At 72.3% G+C, this 19,957-nt stretch carries 19 protein-coding genes; 12 read left to right on the forward strand and 7 right to left on the reverse strand.

Annotation, left to right across the window (positions count from 1 at the left end; genetic code table 11):
• The first annotated feature begins 45 nt into the window (after positions 1-45).
• The 3 genes from M2165_RS02210 (at position 46) to M2165_RS02220 (ending at position 3,889) form a co-directional block, all read left to right on the forward strand.
• Positions 46-987, forward strand: a complete 942-nt coding sequence (locus M2165_RS02210; RefSeq protein ID WP_280813030.1) for a 3-keto-5-aminohexanoate cleavage protein — start codon at positions 46-48, stop codon at positions 985-987.
• Positions 988-1,034: 47 nt separating this feature from the next.
• Complete coding sequence (locus M2165_RS02215) at positions 1,035-1,937, forward strand: SDR family NAD(P)-dependent oxidoreductase (protein WP_280813031.1); 903 nt, start codon at positions 1,035-1,037, stop codon at positions 1,935-1,937.
• Between the two features lie 167 nt (positions 1,938-2,104).
• On the forward strand, positions 2,105-3,889 hold the full coding sequence (locus tag M2165_RS02220) for a tannase/feruloyl esterase family alpha/beta hydrolase (RefSeq protein WP_280813032.1): 1,785 nt from the start codon (positions 2,105-2,107) through the stop codon (positions 3,887-3,889).
• Between the two features lie 19 nt (positions 3,890-3,908).
• Here M2165_RS02220 and M2165_RS02225 read toward each other — a convergent pair whose 3' ends face one another.
• Both M2165_RS02225 and M2165_RS02230 read right to left on the reverse strand, forming a co-directional pair.
• Positions 3,909-4,112 carry a DUF3606 domain-containing protein gene (locus M2165_RS02225; RefSeq protein ID WP_280813033.1) on the reverse strand — a complete coding sequence of 68 codons (204 nt, stop codon included), beginning with the start codon at positions 4,110-4,112 and terminating at the stop codon, positions 3,909-3,911.
• A 100-nt stretch (positions 4,113-4,212) separates the two neighbouring features.
• Complete coding sequence (locus M2165_RS02230) at positions 4,213-5,154, reverse strand: LysR family transcriptional regulator (RefSeq protein WP_280813034.1); 942 nt, start codon at positions 5,152-5,154, stop codon at positions 4,213-4,215.
• Positions 5,155-5,238: 84 nt separating this feature from the next.
• Between M2165_RS02230 and M2165_RS02235 the strand changes: the two genes are divergently transcribed.
• The 4 genes from M2165_RS02235 to M2165_RS02250 are packed head-to-tail and all read left to right on the forward strand — an operon-like array spanning position 5,239 to position 10,498.
• Complete coding sequence (locus M2165_RS02235) at positions 5,239-6,450, forward strand: CoA transferase (RefSeq protein ID WP_280813035.1); 1,212 nt, start codon at positions 5,239-5,241, stop codon at positions 6,448-6,450.
• A 4-nt stretch (positions 6,451-6,454) separates the two neighbouring features.
• The gene (locus M2165_RS02240; RefSeq protein WP_280813036.1) at positions 6,455-7,723 is read left to right on the forward strand and encodes a DUF1254 domain-containing protein; all 1,269 of its coding nucleotides are present in this window, start codon (positions 6,455-6,457) and stop codon (positions 7,721-7,723) included.
• Between the two features lie 40 nt (positions 7,724-7,763).
• The gene (locus tag M2165_RS02245) at positions 7,764-8,741 is read left to right on the forward strand and encodes a tripartite tricarboxylate transporter substrate binding protein (RefSeq protein WP_280813037.1); all 978 of its coding nucleotides are present in this window, start codon (positions 7,764-7,766) and stop codon (positions 8,739-8,741) included.
• 11 nt (positions 8,742-8,752) lie between these two features.
• A complete protein-coding gene (locus M2165_RS02250) occupies positions 8,753-10,498 on the forward strand; it encodes a carboxylesterase family protein (RefSeq protein WP_280813038.1) in 1,746 nt (581 codons plus the stop codon).
• Position 10,499: 1 nt separating this feature from the next.
• Here M2165_RS02250 and M2165_RS02255 read toward each other — a convergent pair whose 3' ends face one another.
• A complete protein-coding gene (locus tag M2165_RS02255; RefSeq protein WP_280813039.1) occupies positions 10,500-12,152 on the reverse strand; it encodes a phosphoethanolamine transferase in 1,653 nt (550 codons plus the stop codon).
• 243 nt (positions 12,153-12,395) lie between these two features.
• On the opposite strand from M2165_RS02255, the gene M2165_RS02260 reads away from it, so the two are divergent.
• On the forward strand, positions 12,396-12,605 hold the full coding sequence (locus M2165_RS02260; protein ID WP_280813040.1) for a hypothetical protein: 210 nt from the start codon (positions 12,396-12,398) through the stop codon (positions 12,603-12,605).
• Between the two features lie 8 nt (positions 12,606-12,613).
• Here M2165_RS02260 and M2165_RS02265 read toward each other — a convergent pair whose 3' ends face one another.
• On the reverse strand, positions 12,614-13,441 hold the full coding sequence (locus M2165_RS02265; RefSeq protein ID WP_280813041.1) for a YoaK family protein: 828 nt from the start codon (positions 13,439-13,441) through the stop codon (positions 12,614-12,616).
• Between the two features lie 12 nt (positions 13,442-13,453).
• The gene (locus M2165_RS02270) at positions 13,454-14,371 is read right to left on the reverse strand and encodes a LysR family transcriptional regulator (protein ID WP_280813042.1); all 918 of its coding nucleotides are present in this window, start codon (positions 14,369-14,371) and stop codon (positions 13,454-13,456) included.
• Between the two features lie 96 nt (positions 14,372-14,467).
• On the opposite strand from M2165_RS02270, the gene M2165_RS02275 reads away from it, so the two are divergent.
• Complete coding sequence (locus M2165_RS02275; RefSeq protein ID WP_280813043.1) at positions 14,468-15,913, forward strand: aldehyde dehydrogenase family protein; 1,446 nt, start codon at positions 14,468-14,470, stop codon at positions 15,911-15,913.
• An 8-nt stretch (positions 15,914-15,921) separates the two neighbouring features.
• Here M2165_RS02275 and M2165_RS02280 read toward each other — a convergent pair whose 3' ends face one another.
• Together M2165_RS02280 and M2165_RS02285 are read right to left on the reverse strand one after the other, a co-directional pair.
• Positions 15,922-16,293, reverse strand: a complete 372-nt coding sequence (locus M2165_RS02280; RefSeq protein WP_280813044.1) for a response regulator — start codon at positions 16,291-16,293, stop codon at positions 15,922-15,924.
• A gap of 149 nt (positions 16,294-16,442) precedes the next feature.
• Positions 16,443-16,733, reverse strand: coding sequence for a hypothetical protein (locus M2165_RS02285; RefSeq protein WP_280813045.1), 291 nt, complete (start codon positions 16,731-16,733; stop codon positions 16,443-16,445).
• 164 nt (positions 16,734-16,897) lie between these two features.
• Here M2165_RS02285 and M2165_RS02290 point away from each other — a divergent pair, with 164 nt between their 5' ends.
• The 3 genes from M2165_RS02290 (at position 16,898) to M2165_RS02300 (ending at position 19,945) form a co-directional block, all read left to right on the forward strand.
• Positions 16,898-17,131, forward strand: coding sequence for a hypothetical protein (locus tag M2165_RS02290; protein ID WP_280813046.1), 234 nt, complete (start codon positions 16,898-16,900; stop codon positions 17,129-17,131).
• A gap of 179 nt (positions 17,132-17,310) precedes the next feature.
• Positions 17,311-17,604, forward strand: a complete 294-nt coding sequence (locus tag M2165_RS02295) for a DUF2249 domain-containing protein (RefSeq protein WP_280813047.1) — start codon at positions 17,311-17,313, stop codon at positions 17,602-17,604.
• Positions 17,605-17,638: 34 nt separating this feature from the next.
• The gene (locus M2165_RS02300) at positions 17,639-19,945 is read left to right on the forward strand and encodes a nitric-oxide reductase large subunit (protein ID WP_280813048.1); all 2,307 of its coding nucleotides are present in this window, start codon (positions 17,639-17,641) and stop codon (positions 19,943-19,945) included.
• Positions 19,946-19,957: the final 12 nt, after the last annotated feature.

Consider the following 19,957-nt stretch of genomic DNA (forward strand, 5'->3'; position numbering starts at 1 on the left):
CGCTTCCGCCGCTTCCTTCACAGCTTTCATCCACCGACGACAACCATGGCAAGAACCCAAGACAAGGTCATCATCTCCTGCGCGGTCACGGGCTCGGTCCACACGCCGAGCATGTCCGAGCACCTCGCGCTCACGCCGGACCAGATCGCCGAACAGTCGATCGAGGCCGCCGAGGCCGGCGCCGCGATCCTGCACCTGCATGCGCGCGATCCGCGCGACGGGCGCCCTTCGGCCGATCCGAAGGTGTTCGACCAGTTCGTGCCGCGCATCCGGGCCGCGACCGACGCGGTGATCAACATCACCACCGGCGGCAGCACCCGCATGACGCTCGAGGAGCGCCTCGCCTATCCGCTGCAGGCCAAACCCGAGATGTGCTCGCTCAACATGGGCTCGATGAACTTCTCGATCCACCCGGCGGCGCGGCGCATCACGAGCTGGAAGCACGACTGGGAGCGGCCCTATGTCGAGGGCATGGAGGACCTGATCTTCCGCAACACCTTCCGCGACATCAAGCACATCCTGCGCGTGCTCGGCGACGAGTGCGGCACGCGCTTCGAGTTCGAGTGCTACGACGTCGGCCACCTCTACAACCTCGCGCACTTCGTCGACGAGGGCCTGGTCGAGGGGCCGCTCTTCATCCAGAGCATCTACGGCATCCTCGGCGGGCTCGGCCCCGATCCCGAGAACCTGGTGACGATGCGCAGCACCGCCGACCGGCTGTTCGGCCGCGACGGCTACCGCTTCTCGATCCTGGGCGCGGGCCGCCACCAGATGCCCCTGCTGACCATGGGCGCGGTGATGGGCGGCAACGTGCGCGTGGGGCTGGAAGACAGCCTCTACATCGCCAAGGGGCAGCTCGCCAGGTCGTGCGCCGAGCAGGTGCGCAAGATCCGCCGCATCCTCGAGGAACTCTCGCTCGAGATCGCCACGCCCGACGAGGCGCGCGCCATGCTCGGCCTCAAGGGCCGCGACGCGGTCGCGTTCTGATCAGGCCTTTTCCTTTCCCCCCACCCCTCTCTCTCGCAGGAACAGCAATGAAGAAGCTTTTGGACGGCCACGTGGCCATCGTCACCGGCGCCGGCAGCGGCCTGGGCCGCGCCCATGCGCTCGCGCTCGCGCAGCACGGCGCGCGCGTGGTGGTCAACGACGTGGCGGGCAGCCAGCCGGGCTCGCCCGGGCATGCGGTGGTCGAGGACATCGTGCGCGCGGGCGGCGCCGCCATCGCCGACGGCGGCGACGTGTGCGACTTCGCCGCGATGGAAGCCATGGCCGCGCGCGCCGTCGAGGCCTGGGGCCGCATCGACATCCTCGTCAACAATGCCGGCGTGCTGCGCGACCGCAGCTTTTCCAAGATGCCGCTCGACGACTTCCGCCGCGTGATGGAGGTGCACCTGATGGGCAGCGTGCACTGCACCAAGGCCGTGTGGGAGACCATGCGCGCGCAGCGCTACGGCCGCATCGTGATGACCACCTCGTCCTCGGGCCTGTACGGCAACTTCGGCCAGTCGAACTACAGCGCGGCCAAGATGGCGCTGGTCGGCCTGATGCAGACCCTGGCGCTCGAAGGCGCGCGGCAGGACATCCGCGTGAACTGCCTCGCGCCCACGGCCGCCACCGCGATGACCGAAGGCGTGCTGCCGCCCGAGGCGCTGGCCCGGCTGCAGCCCGCCTACGTCAGCCCCGGCCTGGTCGCGCTGGTGGCCGAGGACGCGCCCACGCGCACCATCCTGCTCGCCGGCGCGGGCAGCTTCGAGAGCGCGCACGTCACGATGACCGAAGGCATCTTCATCGACGGATCGGACGAGGTGGCAGCGCAGGTCGCCGCGCGCATGGACGAGATCCGCGACCGCCGCGGCGAGCGCGTGCCCGGCACCGGCTTCGAGCAGTACCAGCTCGAGCTCGCCAAGGCCGGCTTCGACGTGCCGCTGCCGCACTGATCAGGGTTTGCACGGCGTCCTGTGCGCACACAGGACGGTGCGCGCCGGTGTCGGGTCCGCACATTGGCCGGCGCGGTGCGGCGCGCGAGACTGCGGCGGTCCCTGCAGGACCGGCACCGCCCGCGGTACTGCCGCGAGAACCGAACAACGAACGACATCGGAGACCTATGACAACCAGCAGCCATCGAGACTTCGTCCTGGGCGTTGCCGCCTGCCTTGCCGTGAGCGCCACGCTCGTGGGCTGCGGCGGTGGCGGCGGCAGCGGCGGCGGCTTTCCGTTCCTGCCGCCGCCGGCGGCCGGCCAGCCCCCCGCGCCGCCGCCGCCGCCCGCACCGCCGCCACCGCCGCCGAGCGCGGCCCTCGGCTGCGAACAGCTCGCCGGCCTGGTCGTGCCCGCCTCGGCGATCGGCCTGCCGACGCAGGGCGCCACCGTCACCGCCGCCAAGACCGTGGCCGCCAGCGGCACCGGCGCCGCGGCCGTGCCCGTGCACTGCGAGGTCGCGGGCCGGATCGCGCCGGTCGATGCGACCGCGCCCGACATCCGCTTTGCCGTGGCGCTGCCCACTGCATGGAACGGCAAGGTCGTGATGCTCGGCGGCGGCGGCTTCAACGGCAGCATTCCCAACGTGAAGGGCAACGTGCCCAACGGACCGGTCGACCAGCCCACGCCGCTCGGGCGCGGCTATGCCACCTTCGCGAGCGACTCGGGCCACCAGGCCAATGCGCTGGGCTCGCAGGACGGCCGCTTCGGCCTCAACGACGAGGCCGTGCGCAACTTCGGCGGCGATGCGCTCAAGAAGACCCGCGACGCCGCGCTCGCGATCGTCGAGGCGCGCTATGCCGAGCGTCCGCGCAAGGCCTACTTCGCGGGCGGCTCCACCGGCGGGCGCGAGGCGGTCACGGCCATCCAGCGCTGGCCCGCCGACTGGGACGGCGCCATCGCCTGGTATCCGGCATGGAACGACGCCGCCGCGCTGCTCGGCGGCCACCGCATGAGCCGCGCGCTCGCGCAGCCCGGCGCCTATCCGAACTCGGCCAAACGCGAACTGCTCTACAAGGCCGCGATGGAGGCCTGCGACGCGCTCGACGGCGTGGCGGACGGGCTCATCAGCCAGCAGACGCTGTGCAATGCGCGCTTCGACCCGGCCACCGCTACGCTCGCGGGCCAGCCGCTGCGCTGCGCGGGCGGCGCCGACACCGGCGACACCTGCCTGTCGGATGCGCAGATCACCGCGATGAAGACCATCGACAGCGCGACCCAGTTCCGCTTCCCGCTCGCGAGCGGCGAGACGCAGTACCCGGGCTACAACATCTGGGGCGCGGACCCCGGCATCACCACCTGGACCTCGCCGCTCGAGCCGGTCGTCACCTTCCTGGCCTTCGGCACCACGCAGCCCGCGAACCCAATGCCCGCGAGCGCGCCGTACATCAGCGTGCTGACCGACCAGTGGATCAAGTACTCGGTCACGCGCGATCCGGCCTTCGATTCGCTCTCGCTCGATCCCGAGGACCCGGGCCCGTGGGCCAGCCGCATCAGCGCGCTGAGCACCCAGCTCGACGCCAGCACCGACATCTCGGCCTTCAAGGCGCGCGGCGGCAAGCTGCTGCTCGCCCACGGCCTGGCCGACGTGCTGGTCAGCACCCGCGCCACGGAGCAGTACTACCAGCGGCTGCAGGCCCGCATGGGGCCGGCGGAGATCGACACCTTCGTGCGCTACTACGAAGTGCCCGGCCTCGGCCATGCGATCAGCAGCGTGTTCAACGCGAGCTGGGATTCGCTGACCGCGCTCGAGGCCTGGGCCGAGCGGGGCACCGCGCCCGCCGGGCAGGTGACGACCGACACCGCCGGCGTGCCGGGCCGCACGCGGCCGCTGTGCGACTACCCGAAGTGGCCGCAGTACAAGGGCACGGGCGACGTCAACCTCGCGGCCTCGTTCCAGTGCGTGCGCTGAGGCGCGGCACCGGTCGGGCTCAGGTCTTCGAGGCCGTGCGCTCCGCGTTGCTGCTGCTGCGCGAGCCCTTCAGGTGCAGTTCGATGTCGGCGGGCTTGGGCCCGACGGCGCGGATGGCTTCCTCGATCTGCTCGGGCGTGGCGTCGAGCTTCTTCGCGAGGGCCTGAACGGCGGCGGCGTCGCCGGCGTCGATGGTCTGGGAGGTGGTGTCTTGCGGGTTCATGGTGGCTTTCCGTTGCAGCGGATGTTTCGCTGTGGATCGGCAAAGCCTAGGCACTGCGACCGGCGCCGCCGTCGGCCGGCGGCGGCGCGTGCCGTAGGAATCAGCCCGCGCCGGCCCTGCGGACCGCGCGCGCGAAGGCCTGCACCGTCGCCGGCTGCGGGCCCGCGCCGCGGCGCGTGAAGAGCCCCAGCGAGGGCAGCGCGACGGCAGGCTCGACGCGCAGCCGCCGCACGTCGCCGCGCGCGACCTCGTCGCGCGCCTGGTCGAAGCGCACTGCGCAGAGCAGCGACGGGTCCATGCGCAGCACCGCGCCGATGGTGACCGAGGACATCACCTCGATCGCCGGCTCGGGCGGATCGACGCCCTCGTTGGCGAACGCGGTCATGAAGCCCTGGCGCACCAGCGTCTGCTTCGGCGGCGCGACCCAGTCGGCCGCGCGCAGGTCGGCCCAGCGCAGGCCGCGACGCCGCACGAGCGGGTTGGACGCGGCCGCGAGCACGCAGAGCCGGTCCTCGACCAGCACCTCGGACTGCAGCAGCGGCAGCTCGTCGCCCGCCATCAGCTCGGGCGTGATGGCGCCGAAGACGCAGTCGAGCTCGCCGTCGAGCAGGCGGCGGATCAGCTCGCGCACCGGGCCTTCGGTGATGCGCACCGAGGTGCCGGGCATGCGCGCGCGCAGCTGCACGATCGCCGCCGGCACGGTCGCCGTGACCGAGGGCGCGCCCACGCGCAGCACCGCCGTGGCGCCGCGCAGCAGCGCACCGAGGTCGTCGCCGATGCGCCCGAGCTCGCTCAGCACCACGCGCGCCCGGTAGATCGCCGCCGTGCCGAGCGCATTGGGCTGCACGCCCTGGTGGCTGCGCTCGAACAGCCGCGCGCCGAGCGCCTCCTCGATCTCGCCGAGCATCTTGCTGATGGCCGGCTGGCTCAGGCTCAGGCGGCCCGCCGCGCCGCGCACGGTGCCCGCATCGGCGAGCGTGACGAGCAGTTCGAGATGGCGCAGCCGCAGGCGGCGCAGCAGGTAGTCGGTGCCAGTGGCCATGTCTCCAGGCGATCACCCGGCGTGATCGCCACCTCACGATTTTCGAATTTTCAGGAATGGGGCGAGGCGCTATTGTCGGTGCGCATGAGCATGGCGCAAGACGACGATTCCTCCACGCACGCAGGGCCGCTGCAGGGCATTCGCGTGCTCGACCTCGGGCAGTACATCGCCGGGCCCGGCGCGGCCATGGTGCTGCGCGAACTCGGTGCGACGGTGACCAAGGTCGAGCCGCTCGCCGGCGACCAGGCGCGGCAGATCGGCCGCTACGGCGAATCGATGATCCGCGCCTACAACCGCGGCAAGCGCTCGATCGCGCTCGACCTGCGCAGCGACGCCGGCCGCGAGACGGCGTGGCGCCTGATCGCGCAGAGCGACGTGGTGATCCAGAACCTGCGCCCCGGCGCGATCGAAAGGCTGGGCCTCGGTGCGCGTGCGGTGCGCGAGCGCTTCCCGCGCGTCGTGTACCTCTCGATCACCGGCTTCCCCGCGCGCGGGCCGTCGCGCGACCGCCCGGGCTACGACATCGCCGCGCAGGCGGAGAGCGGCCTGATGTCGGTGACCGGCCAGCCGGACCGCCCGCCGCAGAAGGTCGGCGTGCCGATCATCGATGCCGCCGCCGCCCACCTCGGCGCGCAGGCCGTGCTCGCGGCGCTCTACGGGCGCGAGCGCAGCGGCATCGGCGAGACGCTCGAGACCTCGCTGTTCGAGGTCGCCATGCACCTGCAGGCGACCACCTGGAGCGACTACCTCGGCGGCGCGCCCGAACCCACGCGCATCGGCGACGGGCAGCCCCACAACGCGCCCGCGGCCGAGGTGGTGCCCACGCGCGACGGCCACATCGTGCTCTCCGCCTATGCCGATGCGCACTGGGCCCGCTTCTGCCGCGTGATGGGCCGCGAGGAACTGGTGCGCGACGCGCGCTTTGCCACCAACGCGCTGCGGGTGGCGAACCGGCCGGCGCTGCGCACCGTGCTGCGCGAATGCCTCTCGGGCCTGAGCAGCGAGGAATGCGTGGAGAAGCTCGGGCGCCACCAGATCGTGGCGGGCGCGGTGCGAAGCTACGCCCAGGTTCTGGCCGCGCCCGACTTCGCGCAGAGCGGTCTGCTGGTCGATGCCGCGGCGCCCGACGGCACCCGCTACCGGGCGCTCGGCCTGCCCTACCGCCTGGGCGAGGCGCCGCGCGCCGCGCCGCCGGCGGCCCCTGCATGCGGCGCCGACAGCGACGCGGTGCTGGCCGAGCTCGGCTACGACGCCGCGCAGATCGACGCACTGCGGCGCACCGGCGCCGTGGCCTGAATCCATGAAGGACCATTCCACCGTGACCACCACCGACGATCCCGCGCGCACCGCCGTGATCCAGACGCTGCCGCTGTTCGAGATGATGCGCATGCGTGCCGCCACCACCGCGCGCCGGCATCCGCTGCATGGCTTCGCCTCCGAGCGGCGCGACGCGCCGGTGCGCTGGGTCAACCAGTTCACGCACACGCACCGGCGGCTCGGGCCCGACGACCGCGAGGTCGTGAGCCCCAACAACGACACCGTCTACAGCAACGCATGGCTCGACCTGTCGGACGGCCCGGTGCTGATCGATTCGCCCGACATGGGCGAGCGCTACTGGACCCTGGGCCTGCTCGATGCCTGGACCAACCCCTTCGCCTATGTCGGCCGCCGCACCACCGGCAACCGGGCGCAGCGCACGCTGGTGCACGGGCCGGGGTGGCAGGGCCCGGTGCCCCAAGGCGTGACGCAGGTCATCGCGGCGCCGGGCGCGGACGTCTGGCTCATCGGCCGCATGCTGGTGGCCGACGAAGCCGACGTCGCGCGGGTGCGCCTGCTGCAGTCGCAGCTGCGGATCTCGCGGCCCGACGGCAGCGACGCCGCCGCGCGGCTCGATGTACTGCTCGACGGGCGCGACACCGCGGTGCCCTCGGCCGCGGCCTTCCACGAGATCGTCGCGCATGCGCTGCAGCGCAATCCGCCGCCGCCGGGCGAGCGGCTGGCCTGGCCGGTGGCCGGGGATGCGCTCGCGCACTGGGTGCCGTGCGTCTACGACGAACTGCGCGCCGCCGCGCAGCCGCACCAGCTCGGCGGCGGCTGGGCGCTGCCGGTGCGCGTGCGCACCGCCTGGGGCGACGACCACCTGACCCGCGCGCGGGTCGCGCGCAACCTGATCGGCGCGCTCGGCATCGAGGAAGCGATGTACCCGACCGCCGAGATCGACGCCGACGGCAATGCCCTCGACGGCACGCACGCCTACGAACTGCGCTTCGCGCCGGGCGCGGGCCCGAAGGTCGATGCCTTCTGGTCGCTCACGCTGTACCGCCGCAGCGACTGCCTGTTCGTCGCCAACCCGATCGGCCGCTATTCGATCGGCGACCGCACGCCGGGCCTGCGCCACGACGCCGACGGCAGCCTCGCGATCCGCATGCAGGCGCACGATCCGGGCGAGGGCGTCAACTGGCTGCCGGCGCCCTCGGGCGAGCGCTTCTACGTCATCCTCCGGCTCTACCAGCCGCGCGCCGAGCACCTCGACGAACGGTTCATCTACCCGGCGGTGCAGCGGCTCTAGCGGCCGCACCCGAACCGATCACAAAAAAAGGAGACACAGCATGATGATCGATCGAAGGCAAATGCTCGGCGCGATGGCCTCGGGCCTTGCCGCCATGACCGCGCTGCCGGCCTTCGCGCAGGCCTGGCCCGCGCGCCCGCTGCGCCTCGTGTCGCCCTACGGCCCGGGCGGCTCCAACGACATCCTCACGCGCCTGCTCGGCGACCACCTCGCGCGCCGGCTCGGCCAGGCCGTGGTGATCGAGAACAGGGCCGGCGCGGGCACGCGCATCGCCAACGAGTTCATCGCGCATGCGCCGCCCGACGGCTACACCCTGCTGCATGCGGCGGCGCCGATCGCGATCGGCGAGGCGCTGTACCCGAAGCTGCCCTACGACGTGAAGAAGAACTTCACGCCGATCGTGAGCACCGCGATCGCGCCGCTGTTCCTCGTCACGAATGCCGAGTCGCCCTACCGGACGCTCGCCGAATTCCTGCGCCACGGCAGGGAGGCGCCGAAGGGCCTGAGCTTCGGGTCGCCCGGTGCCGGCTCGGCACCGCACCTGACGGCCGAACTGCTGCTGCGGCAGGCGGGCCTGAAGGGCGTGGTCGTGCACTACCGCGGCGACGCGCCCGCCTATGCGGAGCTGCTCGCGGGCCGCATCGACGCCACGCTGACGGCCGTGTCGACCGCGGTGCCGCACATCCAGGCCGGCAAGCTGCGCGTGCTCGCGGTCAGCACCGAAGAGCGCACGCCGATGTATCCGAGCGCGCCGACCTTCCGCGAAGGCGGGCTCGCGAACGTGGTCGGCTATGGCTGGTACGGGTTGATGGCGCCCGCGGGCCTGCCGCCGGCGATCGTCGAACGCCTCAATGCCGAGACCAATGCCGCGCTCGCCGACGAGGAGATCCGCCGCAAGGCCGAGGCCGCGGGGCTGCAGCTGCGCGGCGGTACGCCGCAGGCCTTTGCCGAATTCATCGCCGGCGAGACGCGCAAGTGGGCGCAGATCATCAAGGCGGCGAACATCACGGCCGAATAGGAGTGGCGGACATGCACCGCGCTTTTTGCGGCCTTGCCGCCATCGTGCTCGCGCTGCTCCAGGGCTGCGCGAGCCCCGGGAGCGCGCCGGCCGGCACCGTGCGCGAGACGAGCTTCGGCACGGTGGTGGGCAAGGCCGACGGCGCCGGCACCCTGAGCTGGAAGGGCGTGCCCTTCGCGCGGCCGCCCGTGGGCGCGCTGCGCTGGAAGCCGCCCGCCGATCCGGAGCGCTGGACCGCGCCGCGGCAGGCGGTCGACTTCGCGCCGGCCTGCGTGCAGACCGGCCGCCTCTACGGCCCGGGGCGCCACAACCACTACGACCAGACCATCGGCACCACGCTCGGGCAGACGCTCGGCGCGGAGGACTGCCTCTACCTCAACATCTGGGCGCCGGCCGCGCGCGGGCGGGACGGGCCGCGGCCGGTGATCGTCTGGGTGCACGGCGGCAGCAACATCACCGGCTACACCGCCGACCCGGTCTACGACGGCGCCGCACTCGCGCGGCAGCAGGACGCGGTGGTGGTCTCGGTCAACTACCGGCTCGGCATCTTCGGCTTCCTCGATCTCGCGCCGCTCAAGGACGGCCGGCCCGAGAACGACGCCGGCAACTTCGCGCTGCTGGACATCGTCAAGGCGCTCGAGTTCGTGCAGCGCGACATCGCGGCCTTCGGCGGCGATCCCTCGCGCGTCACGCTGATGGGCCAGTCCGCGGGCGCGGTGAACGTGTATGCGCTGCTGACCTCGCCGATGCTGGTGGCGCGTCCGGCTCCGCTGTTCCACCGGCTGGTGGCGCTGAGCGGCGGCATCTCGACCGCGGCCACGCTGCCGCCCGGCGCGATCGCGGCGATCCAGCCGCGCGCGCTCTGGGCCGAGCGCGGCGAGGCGCTGCTGCTGCAGTCGCTGCTCGCCGACGGCACGGCCGCCGACGAAGCGGCCGCGCGGGCGCAGGTCGACGCCGGGCGCGGCACCGAGCGCATGGCGGCCTACCTGCGCAGCCGCACGGCCGACGCGCTGCTGTCGGTGGTGCGCACCCGGCTCACGCCGAAGGGCATGGCCGCGTCCAATCCCATTCCCGACGGCTGGGTGGTGGCGCAGGACCCGATCCGCGCCATCCGCGAGGGCCGCTACCTGCGGGTGCCGGTGCTCGCGGGCAAGACGCGCGACGAGACCCGGCTGTTCCCGCAGCTGCTCGCGCTGAACCCGGCGCTCGGCGGCGCGAGCGGGCGGCTGCTCGACGATGCCGCCGTGTTCGCGCTGGTCTCCCGCTACGACCCGGAAGCCGCGCCCGCGACCACGATCGGCCAGTGGATCCCGCCCGCCTATCTGCCGGTCGACCGGCCCGCCACCGGCTTCGCCGCGCGCACCGCGGCGCTCGACCGGATCTGGTTCGATGCGATGCGCAACGACGTGCTCGACGCGCTGCGTTCGCGGCAGCGCGAGGTCTGGGCCTACGACTTCGCATGGGACCGGCTGCCGGCGCCCTTCGATGCGATCTACGGCGCCGCCCACACCTTCGACCTGCCGTTCCTGTTCGGCAACTTCGGCCCCTCGCTCTACGCGAACGTCATGTTCACCGAGCGCAACCGGCCCGGGCGGCTCGCGCTCTCGGCGCAGATGATGCAGAGCCTCGGCCGCTTCGCGCGCGACGGCAGCCCCGGTCGGCCGGACCCCGCGACGCCCTGGGAACCCTGGCCCGCGCGCATCGTGTTCGATGCGGACGATGCGCAGCCGCGCACCTCGGCGCCGCGGGCGGAATGATTCAATCCGCGAACGACCCGACGGCCGTCGGCAGCACCGGCGCCTCCCAGCGGTAGTCCGCGCTCAGCGCGTTCCGCGCGCTGCCGTCGCCCTGCCATCGCATGTGGAGCAGGTCCGCGATCGTCCATCCGGCCCAGTCCGCCCTGAAGGGCCGCGCTTCGGCGACGGCGAAGTGGCGGTCGGCCGGCGTGTTGCGCCACACCACCGTCGGAATCCGGTAGCCCGCGGGCGTCGACGGGCTGTGGCCCGCGTGGTTGCCGGCGTGCCCGACCTCCTGCCCGTGGTCCGACAGGTACATCCAGGCGCGGTAGCCGTCGGTGCGGCCCGCCCTGCGTGCAAGCTGCAGCGTCTCGGACACGACGAAGTCGTGGTACAGCAGCGCGGCGTCGTACTCCTGGCGGAACTTGCGCACCCAGGCCGAGCGCCCGCGCTGCTGCAAGCCCTGCTCCACGCCGTCGATGCGGTCGTCGAAGGGATTGGCATCCTCGGGAAAACGCAGCCGGTAGTGCGGATGCGCGCCCATCAGATGCACCACGATGAGCTTGCGCTCGGCGGGGTCCTCCAGCGCCTCCTGCACGCAGTCGAGCAGTTCGCCGTCGAGCGACGCACCCGCGCGGCCCGGCACGCGATTCACGAAATCGACCACGTCCGCGAGCCGCGCATGCTGCTGCTCGATCGCGATGTCGTCGTGGTTGCTCATCCACCAGACCTTGTAGCCCGCGGCGCGCGCGAGCGCGAGCAGGTGCGGCCCCTCGCCCTCGCCCTCGGGCGCCGTGCCGAAGCGGAAGATGTTGCGCAGCGCCGGCAGGGTGCTGGCATCGACTGACCAGGCATTGCGGATCACCAGCATCTCGTCCTGCAGCTGCGCCTTGTGCGCGCGCAGCCGCGGCGTGGTGTCGCGGCCATAGCCGTAGAGCGACATGTTGTCGCGATTGATGCTGTCGGTGATCACGAGCACCAGCGTGGCCGGTCCCTCGCGCGTGATCACCGGCGCCAGCGCCCGGGCGTGCGCCAGCGCCCGGTCGCGCTCCTTCTGCTGGTCCGCCCAGGTCGCCCGCAGCGCCAGTGTCGAAGCACCCCATGCCTTCCAGAACACCACCGGATGCAGCCGCCGCCACGGCTTGCTGGCATGCGCCACCGCGCCCAGGAGCAGCACCGCAGCCAGCGCGACCACGGCCCACCGCGGCCACCGCGGCGCCGGCGCACGCACACCCCGGCCGGCATGGGCCGCGGCCACCACCCCCGCGAGCACGAACACGACCGCGCAGACGAGCATCGCCCGCCAATGCATGGCGAAGTATTCGGCCGCTTCCCTGCCGTTCGTGTTGGCCGCGGCGGCGAGCACGAGCGAACTGTCGGGCGCTGCCTGATAGGTTTCGAGCAGGTAGGCCCGCGCGATGCCGTCGAACGCGAACACCATCGCCGCAAGCCAGACGAGCGCGCTGCGGAGGCGGTGCACCGGCGCGCTGCGCACCGGGAACAGCAGCCAGGCGAACACGGGCGCCGCCAGCAGCAGCAACTGCCCGACCCTGCGGCCGTCGTGGCCCAGCACGATCAGCGCGAGCACGCTCGACAGCAGGATGCCGCTCGCCGCGAGCGCGCGTCGGCGGGAACCGCGGGCGGCGGCGGGGAAGGGCATCGGAGGCTGTGGCATGGCGACCGGCATTCTGACAAGCCGCGCCGCGCGCCGCGGGCGGGAGTCCCCATGCGGGCGGGGTGCTTTGCCGCGCCGCGCGTGCAAGCCGGCCGTCGCGCACAGGCCGCGGGATTTTTTGTACCGCCGTGTGTCGCGCCGGCCGCTTGCCACACGAGGATGCCGAACAGCCCCGGGCCGAACACACCGCGGATACACGGGCCCTTTTCAATAGCAGGTCCGACAGCACCGCCCGACCTGCCCATGTACGACCTGCTCGCCGCCTTCTTGTTCTCGCGCCGACGGCCCGCCGCCCCGACGGAGCGCGGCACAGCGCCCGCCGCTCGCGCCGCATCGCGCACCGCGGATGCACCGGGGGACGCGGACGATCGCGCGGCGATCCGCCCCTGCCGCATGGCCATGGACGACCGCGCGCCCGCCGACCTGCGCGTGCAAACCCGCGCGAGGCGCTGATGCGCCGCTCAGCGTTCGGGCGGCGGCGGACCGTCGGCAGCGCCCCGTGCGGAACCACGCGCCTTCACGCCGGCAACGGCAAGGACGCGCCGCAGCAGGCGCGAACGCGGCGCGTCCTGCCAGAGCGGCGGAATGGAGACCGCGAGCAGCAGCGCGGCCAGCGGCACCACGCAGACGAAGCCGACGCGGCTGAAGCCGAGCGCGCCCGCCACGCCGCCGAGCACGAACATGCCGAGCAGCCCGCCGGCGGTTCTCATGCGGTGCGGGTCGTGCCGCACCCACGCGTGCTTCGCCATCGCCCGCCGGTTCCAGTAGAGCAGCTTGCCCAGCTCCATGCCCAGGTCGGTGATGTTGCCGGTCATGTGCGTGGTGCGCACGCTGCCGCCCGAGGTCTTGGAGCCCACGGCGTTCTGCAGGCCCATGATGAAGGACAGCAGCAGCACGGTGAGCGGCACAGCGAACGGCGTGGGCCAGCTCAGCGTGATCGAGCCCATCAGCCCGAACGGGAACATGAGCAGCGCCTCCAGCAGGAACGGCAGCGCATAGACGCTGCGCAGCCGGTGCTGGCGTGCCCAGTTCACGAGGATGGCGCACACCGCGGCGCCGGAGAGAAAGGCCAGGATGGCGCCCAGCGCGTTGAGCAGGAGCCTGGCGTTGCCGAGCACCAGCCCGTCCGCGAACTGCGATGCGAAGCCCGTCATGTGCGAGGTGTACATGTGCAGCACGAGGAAGCCGCCCGCATTGATCGCGCCGGCATTGAAGGCCAGCAGCAAGCCGAGCGCGCGGTTGGTGGACGGTGCGCGGTGCCGGTGGGTGAGGAGTCGCAGCCTTCGCATCGTGCGCGCACCTCAGGCCAAGGCAGCGGCGCCGGACGCCGCGCGCAGCTCGTGCACGAGTTCGATCAGTGCGCGCAGCCCCGCGGGCACGTGGCGGTGTCCGGCGTAGTAGAGGCAAAGCCCCGGCAGCGGCGAGCTCCAGTCCTCGAGGACGCGCACCAGCCGGCCGCGCGCGAGGTCCTCGGCCACGTACCACTCGGCGAGCTGCGCGAGCCCGATGCCCTCGCGCGCCGCATCGAGCATCAGCAGCGGCGCATCGAGCACCAGCGGGCCGGGCACCTCGACGCGCGTGCGCCGGCCCCTGCGCACGAACTCCCAGGGCGAAGGCACGCCGCTCGGCAGCCGGGCCCGGATGCAGCGGTGGCGCGCGAGCTCGGCCGGGGTGCGCGGGGCGCGGTGCGCCGCGATGTACCCGGGCGACGCGACCACCGCCATGCGAAGCGCGTCGCCGAGCGGCACGCGGATCATGTCGCGCGGCACCAGGGAGGCGAGCCGCAGCCCGGCGTCGAAGCCTTCGGCCACGATGTCGACCATGCGCCCCTCGGTCGCGATGTCCACCGTCATGCCGGGATGCCGGCGCAGGAACTCGAGCAGCACGGGGCGGAACACCATCTGCGCCGCGCCGAGCGCGCTGTTGATGCGCAGCGTGCCGACGGGCGCCGCATGGCCCTCGCCCGCGGCGGCCATGGCGCCGCGGATCTGCCGGACCGCGGGTTCGATCTCCGCGACGAAGCGGCGGCCGGTCTCGGTCAGCGACACGCTGCGCGTGGTGCGGTGGAACAGCCGCGCGCCGAGCCGCGCCTCGAGCCCCGCGACCGCGTTGCTCACCGCCGTGGCGGACATGTCCAGGTCCACGGCCGCGAGCCGGAAGCCATGGCGGCGCGCGACGGCCAGCACGACCTCGAGTTCCAGCAGTGCGCTTTTGTGCATTGTTCCGATTCTCGGATTGATTCATCCGGATTTGAACATCTTCTCGAAACAACGAGGCCTTCCTAGACTGCCCTCGAAGCACCAAGGAACCCAACCATGTGGAACATCGACCAGGCCTACATCGACGGCGCCTTCGTCCCCGTGCACGGCACGCAGCGGGTGGAGATCGCCAATCCCGCGACCGGGCAGCGCATCGGCAGCGCGACGCTCGCCGACCGCGAGGACGCCAAGCGCGCGATCGCCGCCGCGAACCGGGCCCAGCCCGCGATGGCGCGCAGCACCCGGGCCGAGCGGCTGGACATGCTGCGCCGCCTGGAGGCCGCCGTGCTCGCGCGCACCGCGCAGATCCGCGACGCCACCGTCGAGGAATACGGCGGCCCGCTCGCGCGCGCGCAGTGGGTCAGCAACTACGCCTCGCAATGCTTCGCCACCACGGCACGGGCGCTCGAGGACTACGCCTTCGAGCGCCGCATCGGCGACGCCACGGTGGTGATGGAACCGGTCGGCGTCGCCGCGCTCATCACGCCCTGGAACGCCGCCGCCGGCAGCATCTGCAGCAAGGTCGCCTCGGCCGTCGCGGCCGGCTGCGCGAGCGTGATCAAGCCGAGCGAGCTGGGCCCGATCCAGGCGCGGATCGTCACCGAGGCGCTGCACGAGGCCGGGCTGCCGCGCGGCGCCTTCAACCTGCTGCTCGGCTGCGGCGAGGACGTCGGCGACGAGCTCTCCACCAGCCCCGAGGTCGCGAAGATCTCGTTCACCGGCTCCACGGCCACCGGCAAGCGCATCGCGCGCGCGGGCGTCGAGACCATGAAGCGCGTGAGCCTCGCGCTCTCGGGCAAGTCGGCCACGATCGTGCTCGACGACGCGGACTTCGCCACGGTGCTGCCGCTGGCCCTCAACGCCGCCTTCATGAACAACGGCCAGGCCTGCGTGGCCGGCACGCGCCTGCTGGTGCCGCGCCACCGCATGGCCGAGGCGATCGGGCAGGTGCAGCGCGCGGCCGCCGCGATGCGCGTGGGCGATCCGCGCGACCCGGCCACCGCGATCGGCCCGCTGGCGAGCCAGGCCCAGTTCGAGCGCGTGCAGCAGTTCATCCGCCGCGGCATCGAGGAAGGCGCCCGGCTCGTGGCGGGCGGCGAGGGCCGCCCCGAAGGCCTCGAGCGGGGCTGGTTCGTGCGGCCCACGGTGTTCGCCGAGGTGCGCAACGACATGGCGATCGCGCGCGAGGAGATCTTCGGGCCGGTGCTCTCGATGATCGCTTTCGACGGGGAGGACGATGCCGTCGCGATCGCGAACGACTCGCCCTACGGCCTGCAGGCCTACGTCTTCTCGGCGCGGCCGCAGCGCGCGCTCGCACTCGCGGCGCGGCTGCACGCGGGCACGGTGCTGGTCAACCGCATTGCGCCCGAACTCGGCGCGCCGTTCGGCGGCGTGAAGCAGTCGGGCGTGGGCCGCGAATTCGGCGTGTTCGGGATGGAGGCGTTCCTGGAGCCCAAGACGATCACGCCCGCGGCCGCCGAGCCCGCACGCGCCGCGGTCTGAACGAAGGCTCAGCCGGCCTGGTAGCGCAGGCAGTGCGCGAAGAAGGCGTCGAGCTCCGTCGACTTGTCGAAGGCGGCGTCGGCGCCGAGCGCCAGGCAGCGGCGGCGCATCTCGTCGGTCAGGTAGTTCGTCAGGACCACCGCATGCTGGTCCTCGCGGCGGCCCTCGCAGGCGCGCAGCACGGTGAGGCCGCTGCCTTCCTTGAGGAACAGGTCGACGATGGCGAGCTGCCACGACGCATGGCGCGCGAAGGCGGCGATCGCCTCCTGCGCGGTTTCGGCGCAGGCCACGATGTGGACGCCCGCGAGTTCCTCCAGCGCCGGGATCAGGTTCTCCCGGATGGTCTGGCTGTCCTCGACAAGGATCGTGGTGAGCGGCATGCCTGTGCTTTCAAACGCGGAGGCCTCCCGGACGGGGGAAGATGCGCTCGACGACGTGCAATGCTTTTACGGCCTTGCTTCCGTCGCGGTTGTAGGCTGGCGGCTCGATGTGAGCAGGACGTCGACGGCGGCCGAGTTCGTGACGGCGCTCAGGGCGACTTCTTGCGGACCTCGGCGTCGAGCGTCTCGACGACCCGCTCCAGCGTTTCGGCGGATGCCGAGAGCTTCTTCTCGATGCGGTCCGTCTGCGCGATCGCGCGGTCCACTTCCTCGCTGCGTTCGGCTTCCGCGACTTCCTTGTCGAGCACGGCGTGGACCACCGCGAGCTCGTCGGCGGCCTGCTCGACCGCCTGCTTCACGTCCTTGCTCTGGTCGAGCGCATGCTGGACCGGCAGGGCTTCCTGGCCTTCACGGCCTTCGGGGGATTGACGGTTCGGCATTCGGACTCCTTGAGGGGACGCCATCGTATCGCGGGGCCGCCGCCGCGCCACATGATTTCCTCGCATCGGGGCGGCCGCCGGTGTGCAGCGGGATGTATCTTTTCGTACACCAGCGTGCGCCGCCCGCCTACAGGCGGCGCGCGCGCGCCGTCAAGAATGCCGACATGCTCGAAGTGGACGAATCCGATCAGCACGCGCTGGCCGCCCAGGCCGCCGAGTGGCGCCGGCGCGCCTTGCGCGGCGAGCGCCAGGCGCGCGGCATCGCCCACCTGCTCGAAGTGAAGGTGCGCCAGCTTCGCGGCAGCGCGCCCGCGGTCGATCACGACCTCGACACCCGCCCGCTGGCGCCCTGGCAGCCGCCCGCGCGCCGGTGGTGGAAACGCTGGCAGCGGCGCTGACCGCGGCGGTCTCCCCTCTCTCTCCTCGCTTCCCACCGCGCCGGACCCTCGCCGGCCTTCTCGACCGCGGCACGACCGCAGGTTGACGCAGATCAAAACCGCACGGCAGAGCCGTTCCTAGCATAGGTGCATCCGAAATACACCTTCTGCGCACTCGCGCAGCCACCGAGGAACCCGCCGTGAAACCTGCCGCCTTCTGCGCCACCGTCGACGTCCGCGTGCTCGAGCCGCGCTTTCGCCATTCGCACATCTTCTCGACCTTCGCCGCGCTCGACGACGAGCAGGCCATCGAGCTCGTGAACGACCACGATCCGCGCCCGCTCTTCGCGCAGTTCCAGGCGCAGTGGCCCGGCCGCTTCGCATGGAACTACCTCGAGGAAGGCCCTGCGGTGTGGCGCGTCGCGATCGTCAAGGTGCCTTCCTTCGAGCCCCATGGCAGCGGGCATTGCTGCGGCGGCTGCGGCGGCGCATGAGCGCCGTGACGGTCCCACGAGCAAGGAATCTGCAATGAGCAACAACAAAGGGCTGTGGCGCTGGCTGGCCTTCATCTTCGTGCTGTCGTTCGGCGCGCTCGGCTACCTGGGCGTGCAGATCTACCTGGCGGCGCCGCCGATGCCCGCCTCCGTCGTCGCGACCGATGGCGAGGTGGTCTTCACCGGCGCGCAGGTCCGCCAGGGTCAGCGGGTCTGGCTGGCGTCCGGCGGCCAGCAGCTGGGCTCCGTCTGGGGCCACGGCAGCTACGTCGCGCCCGACTGGTCCGCCGACTGGCTGCACCGCGAGGCGGTGGCGCTCGGGCATCTGCACGCCCGGGCCTACCGGAAGGCGCCCGCCGCGCTGACCCCCGCCGAGCGCGGCGCGCTCGACGCGACCGTGCGCGACGAGATGCGCCGCAACACCTACGACGGCGCGAGCGGCGCCATCACCGTTTCGGCGACGCGCGCGCGGGCCATCCGCGAGGTGGCGTCGCACTACGATGCGCTGTTCGGCCGCGAGCCGGCGGTCGCTAAGCTGCGCGAACAGTACGCGATGACGCCCGACACGCTGCCCGCGCCCGAGGACCGGCAGGCGCTCGCCGCCTTCTTCTTCTGGTCCGCCTGGGCCGCCGCCACCGACCGCCCCGGCGAAACCGGCCTGAGCTACACCAGCAACTGGCCGCATGAACCGCTGGTCGGCAACACCATGACCAGCGCCGCGGCCGTGTGGTCGATGGTCAGCATCGTGCTGCTGCTGGCGGCCATCGCGGCCATGCTCTGGCTGCACGGCAGCCGCAGGCACGAGGCCGAGGCCGTGCCGCCCGCGGCCGATCCGCTGCTCGGCGCGGTGGCGACGCCCTCGATGAAGGCGACGCGCAAGTACTTCTTCGCGGTGATCGGGCTGATGCTGCTGCAGATCGCCATGGGCGTGGTCACGGCGCACTATGCGGTCGAGGGGCAGTCGTTCTTCGGCCTGCCGCTGGCCGAGCTGCTGCCTTACGTGGTCGGCCGCACGATCCACACCCAGGTCGGCATCTTCTGGATCGCCACGGCCTGGCTGGCCACCGGCCTCTACATCGCGCCGCTGCTGTCCGGCCGCGAGCCCCGGCTGCAGAAGCTGGGCGTGGACCTGCTGTTCTGGGCGCTGATCGCGATCGTGGTCGGCTCCACGCTGACCGGATGGCTCGGCACGCTGCAGCACCGCGGCGTGGACTTCTCGTTCTGGCTCGGCAACCAGGGCCTGGAGTACACCAGCATGGGCCGCGTGTGGCAGGTGCTGCTGTTCGCGGGCCTGCTGTTCTGGGTCTTCCTGCTCGGCCGCGCGCTCTGGCCCGCGCTGACCCGGCCTTCGGAATCGCGCGGCCTGATCGCGATGGTGTTCCTGTCGGCCACCTGCATCGGCGGCTTCTACGCCACCTCGCTCGCCTGGGGGCAGCACACCCACTACGCGATGGTCGAGTACTGGCGCTGGTGGCTGGTCCACCTCTGGGTCGAAGGCTTCTTCGAGGTCTTCGCGACCGCGGTCGTCGCGCTCCTCTTCAGCCGCCTGGGCCTGGTGCGCACCGAGAGCGCGAACCGCGCGATCATCGCGGAGACCATCGTGTTCCTGTTCGGCGGCATCCTCGGCACGCTGCACCATCTCTACTTCACCGGCACGCCGACCTCGGTGATCGCCGTCGGCGCGGTGTTCTCGGCGCTCGAGGTGGTGCCGCTGACGCTGATCGGCCTCGAGGCGCTGCAGACCTACCGGCGCGCGCGGGCCATGCCCTGGCTCGCGGCCTACCGCTGGCCGGTCATGTGCTTCGTCGCGGTGGGCTTCTGGAACACCATCGGCGCGGGCCTGCTCGGCTTCGCGATCAATCCGCCTGCGGCGCTGTACTACGTGCAGGGCCTGAACATGACGCCCGCGCACGGCCATGCCGCGCTCTTCGGCGTCTACGGCATGCTGGGCATCGGCCTGATGCTGTTCTGCCTGCGCGGCCTGTATGCGCGCCAGCTGCATGCCGACGCGCTGCTCCGGCCGGCGTTCTGGAGCCTCAACATCGGGCTCGCGATGATGGTGTTCCTCTCGCTGCTGCCGGCCGGCATCTACCAGGCCTGGGCGAGCGTCACGCAGGGCCTCTGGTATGCCCGCTCGGCCGAGATCGTGCATTCGCGCGTGATGGAGACCCTGGTCTGGATGCGCGTGCCCGGCGACCTCGTCTTCGCCGCCGGTGCGGTGCTCCTGGCCGGCTATGCGCTGCGCCTGCTGCGCCGGCCGACCGTGCTGCAGGCGGCGGCGGGCACCCTCGCGCCCGCCGCCGGCAGCGCCGCGGCCGCGGCCCATGCCGCGGGGCGCTGAGGCCGGCGCAAC

Source organism: Variovorax sp. TBS-050B, from assembly GCF_029893635.1.
GTDB lineage: Bacteria > Pseudomonadota > Gammaproteobacteria > Burkholderiales > Burkholderiaceae_C > Variovorax.

Bases quoted from the DNA above. Each gene is read 5' to 3' on its own strand.
- M2165_RS02240 (WP_280813036.1), top strand. From the start codon at position 6,455: ATGAAGGACCATTCCACCGTGACCACCACCGACGATCCCGCGCGCACC.
- M2165_RS02225 (WP_280813033.1), bottom strand. From the start codon at position 4,112: ATGAACCCGCAAGACACCACCTCCCAGACCATCGACGCCGGCGACGCC.
- M2165_RS02210 (WP_280813030.1), top strand. From the start codon at position 46: ATGGCAAGAACCCAAGACAAGGTCATCATCTCCTGCGCGGTCACGGGC.
- M2165_RS02220 (WP_280813032.1), top strand. From the start codon at position 2,105: ATGACAACCAGCAGCCATCGAGACTTCGTCCTGGGCGTTGCCGCCTGC.
- M2165_RS02265 (WP_280813041.1), bottom strand. From the start codon at position 13,441: ATGCGAAGGCTGCGACTCCTCACCCACCGGCACCGCGCACCGTCCACC.
- M2165_RS02235 (WP_280813035.1), top strand. From the start codon at position 5,239: ATGAGCATGGCGCAAGACGACGATTCCTCCACGCACGCAGGGCCGCTG.
- M2165_RS02245 (WP_280813037.1), top strand. From the start codon at position 7,764: ATGATGATCGATCGAAGGCAAATGCTCGGCGCGATGGCCTCGGGCCTT.
- M2165_RS02250 (WP_280813038.1), top strand. From the start codon at position 8,753: ATGCACCGCGCTTTTTGCGGCCTTGCCGCCATCGTGCTCGCGCTGCTC.
- M2165_RS02260 (WP_280813040.1), top strand. From the start codon at position 12,396: ATGTACGACCTGCTCGCCGCCTTCTTGTTCTCGCGCCGACGGCCCGCC.
- M2165_RS02300 (WP_280813048.1), top strand. From the start codon at position 17,639: ATGAGCAACAACAAAGGGCTGTGGCGCTGGCTGGCCTTCATCTTCGTG.
- M2165_RS02290 (WP_280813046.1), top strand. From the start codon at position 16,898: ATGCTCGAAGTGGACGAATCCGATCAGCACGCGCTGGCCGCCCAGGCC.
- M2165_RS02270 (WP_280813042.1), bottom strand. From the start codon at position 14,371: ATGCACAAAAGCGCACTGCTGGAACTCGAGGTCGTGCTGGCCGTCGCG.
- M2165_RS02255 (WP_280813039.1), bottom strand. From the start codon at position 12,152: ATGCCACAGCCTCCGATGCCCTTCCCCGCCGCCGCCCGCGGTTCCCGC.
- M2165_RS02275 (WP_280813043.1), top strand. From the start codon at position 14,468: ATGTGGAACATCGACCAGGCCTACATCGACGGCGCCTTCGTCCCCGTG.
- M2165_RS02215 (WP_280813031.1), top strand. From the start codon at position 1,035: ATGAAGAAGCTTTTGGACGGCCACGTGGCCATCGTCACCGGCGCCGGC.
- M2165_RS02280 (WP_280813044.1), bottom strand. From the start codon at position 16,293: ATGCCGCTCACCACGATCCTTGTCGAGGACAGCCAGACCATCCGGGAG.
- M2165_RS02230 (WP_280813034.1), bottom strand. From the start codon at position 5,154: ATGGCCACTGGCACCGACTACCTGCTGCGCCGCCTGCGGCTGCGCCAT.
- M2165_RS02285 (WP_280813045.1), bottom strand. From the start codon at position 16,733: ATGCCGAACCGTCAATCCCCCGAAGGCCGTGAAGGCCAGGAAGCCCTG.